The sequence below is a fragment of the Mesorhizobium sp. M5C.F.Ca.IN.020.32.2.1 genome (assembly GCF_004023105.1).
In the GTDB taxonomy this organism is placed as follows: Bacteria; Pseudomonadota; Alphaproteobacteria; order Rhizobiales; family Rhizobiaceae; genus Mesorhizobium; species Mesorhizobium wenxiniae.
On the sequence record NZ_RZSX01000664.1, the window covers coordinates 1 to 3,667 of the forward strand.

Here is a 3,667-nt window from a genome sequence, read left to right on the forward strand (position 1 = left end):
AAGAAACCCGCCGCTGCCCCGACCCTGAAAGCGCCGCCCGTCAAAGCGACCAAACTCAAGGACAGGTAAGCCTGGGCGTTTCGACGCGAGATCATGACCCGGCGGCATTTCAGTGCCAATCGACATTCACCGGTTGGTCCTGAAATGCCGCCGGCGCTGCTGTTGATTGGGCACCCTAAATTTCTATACCAATGCAGCGAAGACGACTTCGCGCTTTGCGAAAAGACCGGGACGACCCGCAATCCAATGGAGCGTTCCGATGTCGTGGATTCTTCTCTTCTTCGCTGGTCTGTTCGAGATCGGCTGGGCGATCGGCCTCAAATACACTGATGGCTTTTCGAGGCCGCTGCCGACTGTCCTGACGGTTGTCTCGATGGTCGTCAGTCTCGTTTTGCTCGGACTGGCGCTGAAGACGCTGCCGGTCGGCACGGCCTATGCGGTGTGGACCGGCATCGGCACCGTCGGCACGGCGCTGCTTGGCATCTGGCTGCTCGGCGAGCCTGCGACCGCGATCAGGCTGGCCTGCATCGCACTCATCGTCTGCGGCATCATGGGATTGAAACTCGCGGCCTAAAGCGCGTCGCGACTGAAGAGATTCATGCGGCGCGCTTTAAGTTCTTGTTGTTATGCATGTCGTTGTCCCAAAACCGCTGCGCACTTTTGGGCGACATGCATTAGTTTTGCTGCAAGGCCGCAGCACAAACGCCTTCAGGGGCCGCTGCAAGGCGGCCCTGAATTTGATTGGTGCTATCGCGCTGTAGGAGCGCTAGCGAGCAGAAAAGCCCGGAGGCGTCCTGCCGGTGCGCTGCTTGCGCGCCGCATAGCGCGCGTCGCGCTTGGCCTTGCGCTCGGCCTCGTCGGCAAGCAAACGAGCGATGCGCTCGTTCTCTTCGGCTTCCCGGATCTTCGCTTCCGCCCGCGCCGCTTCTTCCGCAGCAATACGCGCCGCTTCGGCAGCAGCTTCGCGCTCGGCCTTTTCGGCCGCTTCGCGCGCCAGCTTTTCCTGCTTCAGCCTGGCCTTTTCGGCCTCGCGTATCGCACGAGCTTCGAGGATTGCCTTGCGTTCGGCCTGTCGTGCCAGCACCGCTGGATCGTCTGCTGCTGGCTTTGCCCTGAAGCGCTCGAGAAGCGCCTTCTTTGCCTCGTGTGCGGCATTGCGCCGCTCGAAAACGTCTTTTTCCCTATAGATAGCCAAGTCCACTTCCCTGGAGTCAATTTGCGAGGCTTACATACGCGTGAAAACCCAGAGTTCAAGCGCCAAAACGGTATGCCAGCCATGAAATTCTGAGCTGTTGCAGTCGGGAGACGCCTTTTCGGCTGAATTCGGCTGAAACGGACATGCACTGTTCACCATCCGCCCCTCTGGTGGCGCGGCGGACTGGTCGCTACCTGTAGCGCGAAAAACAAAACACCAGGATGACACATGATGGAACTCGGTCTCTATACCTTCGCCGACGTCGGGCCGGAACCGGGCCCTGGTGCCATCGGTCCGCATGAGCGGCTGCGAAACCTGATCGAGGAGATCGAGCTGGCCGACCAGGTCGGCCTCGACGTGTTTGGGCTGGGCGAGCATCACCGTCCCGATTATGCGGCTTCAGCGCCGGTCGTAGCCCTGGCCGCGGCGGCCGAACGCACCCGGCGCATAAAGCTGACCAGCGCGGTCACCGTGCTATCCTCCGACGATCCGGTTCGCGTCTACCAGCAGTTTGCGACACTCGACCTTCTATCCGGCGGTCGGGCCGAGATCATGGCTGGGCGCGGCTCGTTCATCGAATCCTTTCCGCTGTTCGGCTACAATCTCGAAGATTATGACGAGCTCTTTGCCGAAAAGCTCGACCTGCTGCTTGCCATACGCGACAGCGTCAAGGTGACCTGGTCGGGCAGGCTGCGCGCTTCGATCAACGATCGCGGCGTCTACCCCCGCCCGTTCCAAGGCAGATTGCCGATCTGGATCGCGATCGGCGGCACGCCGCAATCCGCCGCGCGGGCCGGCGCGCTTGGCCTGCCGCTGGCGCTGGCCATCATCGGCGGCGCGCCGGCGCGGTTCGCGCCGCTGTTCGACATTTACAGGGAAGCGGCCAAACGGGCGGGCAACGATCCGGCTGATCTCGCTACCAGCCTCAACGTCCACGGCTTCATCGCCGAGACCACCGACCAGGCGGCTGACGATTTTTATGGGCCGCAAGCCGAGGTGATGAACCGCATTGGCCGCGAGCGTGGCTGGGGTCCGACGTCGAGGGCACATTTCGACCAGTCGCGCGGCCCGAACGGCGCGCTGTTCGTCGGCAATCCAGAACAGGTGGCCGAAAAAATCGTTGCCCAGCAAAGGATATTCGGCAACGATCGCTTCCTGCTGCAAATGGCGATCGGCACCATGGCTCATGCCAAGGTCATGAAGGCGATCGAACTCTACGGCACCAAGGTCGCGCCGATCGTGCGCAAGGAAACGGCGAAGGCCATCCGGGCCGTGGCAGCGCCGGCTGCCTGATTCGTCGGCAAGATCGTAGGGCTAAGGTCATCATCAACGCCGGCTAACGCATCGACCCGACAATCGGAATCGATTTTCGGAAAGCACGATGCGTAGATTCAAAGTGTCAGAGCGCACTTTGTGCGTCCAAGTGGACGCACGTCGCTCTAACGGAACTTTGAAGCCGCAAAGGCGTTTCCGCCCACGGTCTACGCCAATCGCGGTGTGCCGCCGAGGGCCAGAATGAAAGCCGAACCCGCCGCTTCGGGCGCAGGCGCTGCCGATAGCCCGGATACGCCCGCCGAGGCGCGTGCGGATACCCATCTGATGCGTTCGCTGCTCGTTGGCATCTTCATCCTTATGGCGATCTTCGCGCTCTACTTCGCCCGTGCCTTCTTCATGCCGGTCATTCTGGCTTTCCTGCTGGCACTGACGCTGACGCCGATCGTCCGCTTCCTGCGCAAGCACGGCTTGCCCGATGCCATGTCGGCGACATTGCTGGTGCTGCTGTCGTTCTGCGTCATCGCTGTCGCAGGGTATTTGCTCAGCGGCCCGGTCATCGACCTCATCAACAACACCTCGTCGATCGGCCAGCAGCTTGCGGAACGTCTGGCGCAACTGCGCCGTCCGTTCGAAAGGATTGTGGAGATTTCGCGTCAGATAGAGGGACTAACGCAGACCTCCCAGGAGCCCGGCGTTCAGAGGGTGGCCATGGCGCCATCGGGCATTCTCTCGCAAGCCGCCGGCAATGTGCTGTCGGCCGGCACCAGCGTCACCATTGTCTTTGTCCTGTCGCTGTTCCTGCTCGCCTCCGGCACGATGTTCTATGAGAAGATTGTCCAGTCCTTCCCCAGTCTCAGCGAAAAGAAGCGGGCGCTGCGCGTCGTCTACGACGTTGAACGTGAAATCTCGCACTATCTGCTCACCGTCACGGTCATCAACGCGGGCCTCGGCACAGTCATCGGGCTCGGCCTGTGGGCCCTCGGCGTGCCCAACGCTCAGGTCTGGGGCGCGGCAGCGGCTCTGCTTAATTTCCTGCCCTATATCGGTGCGCTGATTACGATCACGCTGGTTACCGTCATCTCGCTGATCAGCTTCGAGACGATCTCCTATGCGCTGCTGGCGCCAGCATTCGTCATTTTGTGCGACGTCATCGAAGGCCAGTTTGTGACGCCGACTGTGGTTGGCCGCCGCCTCGAG

General features: G+C 61.6%; 4 protein-coding genes. 3 read left to right on the plus strand and 1 reads right to left on the minus strand.

Features of this window, described 5'->3' with window-relative positions; translation table 11 throughout:
- Nucleotides 1-259 precede the first annotated feature (259 nt).
- Nucleotides 260-574: a quaternary ammonium compound efflux SMR transporter SugE gene (gene sugE / locus EOA86_RS26545; protein ID WP_127211668.1), complete on the plus strand. Its 315-nt coding sequence runs from the start codon at nucleotides 260-262 to the stop codon at nucleotides 572-574.
- Nucleotides 575-766: 192 nt separating this feature from the next.
- Here sugE and EOA86_RS26550 read toward each other — a convergent pair whose 3' ends face one another.
- Nucleotides 767-1,195 (minus strand): DUF6481 family protein, encoded by a 429-nt coding sequence (locus tag EOA86_RS26550; protein ID WP_128344401.1) that lies wholly within the window; start codon nucleotides 1,193-1,195, stop codon nucleotides 767-769.
- A 231-nt stretch (nucleotides 1,196-1,426) separates the two neighbouring features.
- Here EOA86_RS26550 and EOA86_RS26555 point away from each other — a divergent pair, with 231 nt between their 5' ends.
- Both EOA86_RS26555 and EOA86_RS26560 read left to right on the plus strand, forming a co-directional pair.
- Nucleotides 1,427-2,488, plus strand: coding sequence for an LLM class flavin-dependent oxidoreductase (locus tag EOA86_RS26555; RefSeq protein WP_128344403.1), 1,062 nt, complete (start codon nucleotides 1,427-1,429; stop codon nucleotides 2,486-2,488).
- Between the two features lie 222 nt (nucleotides 2,489-2,710).
- A partial coding sequence (locus tag EOA86_RS26560) for an AI-2E family transporter (RefSeq protein ID WP_164891998.1) occupies nucleotides 2,711-3,667 on the plus strand: 957 nt, incomplete at its 3' end.